Source organism: Roseateles sp., assembly GCF_049240545.1.
GTDB lineage: Bacteria > Pseudomonadota > Gammaproteobacteria > Burkholderiales > Burkholderiaceae_C > Paucibacter_A.
This window is the reverse complement of sequence record NZ_JBMLSK010000066.1, coordinates 1-1,978: the sequence shown is the minus strand read 5'-3', so window position 1 is coordinate 1,978 and position 1,978 is coordinate 1. Positions and strand designations below refer to the sequence as shown.

The window sequence follows — 1,978 nt, the reverse complement described above, 5'->3', positions numbered from 1 at the left end:
TGGCACACGATCTCGAGCTTTGTGCTCAAGGGTCTGTGGTTCTCGTTCCAGCTAATGATAGTGGCCACCATTGGCGGCATCATTCTCGGCACCTTGCTGGCGCTGATGCGGCTTTCGGGCAAGCCGTTCCTGGTGCTGCCGGCCGCTGCCTACGTCAACACCATGCGGTCGATTCCGCTGCTGATGGTGATCTTGTGGTTCTTCCTGCTGATTCCGTTGCTGATCGGTCGCCCGATGGGAGCCGAGGTGTCGGCGCTAATCACCTTCACGCTGTTCGAAGCGGCCTACTTCTCCGAGATCATGCGAGCTGGCATCCAGTCGGTGCCCAAGGGGCAGGTGCATGCGGGTTATGCGGTGGGCATGACCTATCCGCAGTGCATGCAGCTGATCGTGTTGCCGCAGGCGTTTCGCAACATGCTGCCGGTGCTGCTGACCCAGAGCATCATCTTGTTCCAGGACACGTCGCTGGTCTATGCGATCGGCGCCTACGACCTGCTCAAGGGCTTGGAGATTGCCGGCCGCAACTTCAACCGGCCGGTTGAGACCTACCTGGTAGCTGCGGTCGTGTACTTCATCATCTGCTTCAGTCTGTCGATGCTGGTGCGTCGTCTGCAGAAGAAGATCCAAATCATCCGTTGAGTCGAGAGCGCAATGATTGAAATCAAGAACGTTTCCAAGTGGTACGGCAGCTTCCAGGTGCTGACCGACAACACCACCACGATCAAGAAGGGTGACGTGGTGGTGGTCTGCGGTCCGTCGGGCTCCGGCAAGTCCACGCTGATCAAGACCGTCAACGCGCTCGAGCCGTTCCAGAAGGGCGACATCATCGTCGACGGCATTTCGGTCGCGAACCCTAAGACCGACCTGCCGAAACTGCGGGCTCGCGTGGGCATGGTGTTCCAGCACTTCGAGCTCTTCCCCCACCTCACCGTCACCGAGAACCTGACGCTGGCGCAGGTCAAGGTGCTAGGCCGCAGCGCCGAAGAGGCCAAGACGCGCGGGTTGAAGATGCTCGATCGCGTCGGGCTGGTGGTGCACAAGGACAAGTACCCGGGGCAACTGTCCGGCGGCCAGCAGCAGCGCGTGGCGATTGCCCGCGCGCTCAGCATGGACCCGATCGTCATGCTGTTCGACGAGCCGACCTCGGCGCTCGACCCAGAGATGGTGGGCGAAGTGCTCGACGTGATGGTGCAACTCGCCCAACAAGGCATGACGATGATGTGCGTTACCCACGAGATGGGGTTCGCGCGCAAGGTCAGCCACCGCGTCGTCTTCATGGACGCCGGGAAGATCGTCGAGGACTGCACACGCGATGAGTTCTTCGGCAATCCCGATGCGCGGACACCGCGTGCCAAGGACTTTCTGTCGAAGATTCTCCAGCACTGAGTGTGGTGGCTGACCAAGAACACGGCCAACCAGGTGATGCGGTTAGCGCTGAGCAATATGCGGATGGCGCGCAGGCGGCTTTTGGATATGGATATGGCCCAGGGATGATCGCGCCCGCAAACGGCCAAAGGGCCGTGAAGAGGGTCGAAATCTACCTTCAAACACCTTGCAAAGCGCGGGAGTTTCCGTCATTTGAAAAACTGCGTGTCAGCGCCCGTTTCGGCGGGTGTTGCGCAGACCTTCCCTAAACGTGCCTGAAGAGTTTTTATATGAGGAGTTTCTAGTATGAACGGAATCTTGACGAGGTCTGCAATCCATAGCACCAACTGCGAATCTATCTGTCCACCTGGCGGGCATTACGCTCACGTATGCACAGCAGCCGGAGTTGTGTATGTCTCAGGTCAGCTCCCTATCGAACCAGATGGGACACCAATGACAGGTCAATCATTTGAGATGCAGGTACGTCGTGTACTTGCCAACATCGATTACTGCCTGGACTGTGTTGGGCTGGATACTAACAGCCTAGTCCAAGTACGTGTCTACCTCACTGACATTAAGAACTGGCCCCAATTCAATCAGATGTATGCGGAAT

Annotated in this window: 3 protein-coding genes; all 3 read left to right on the top strand. The window is 58.1% G+C overall.

The features are described from left to right. A partial coding sequence (locus tag ACOVRJ_RS03845; RefSeq protein WP_422042576.1) for an amino acid ABC transporter permease occupies positions 1 to 639 on the top strand: 639 nt, incomplete at its 5' end. Between the two features lie 12 nt (positions 640 to 651). Next, entirely contained in the window at positions 652 to 1,386 is a 735-nt protein-coding gene (locus ACOVRJ_RS03840; RefSeq protein WP_422042575.1) for an amino acid ABC transporter ATP-binding protein, read from the top strand. Positions 1,387 to 1,671: 285 nt separating this feature from the next. Next, on the top strand, positions 1,672 to 1,978 hold a 307-nt coding region (locus ACOVRJ_RS03835), incomplete at its 3' end, for a RidA family protein (protein WP_422042574.1).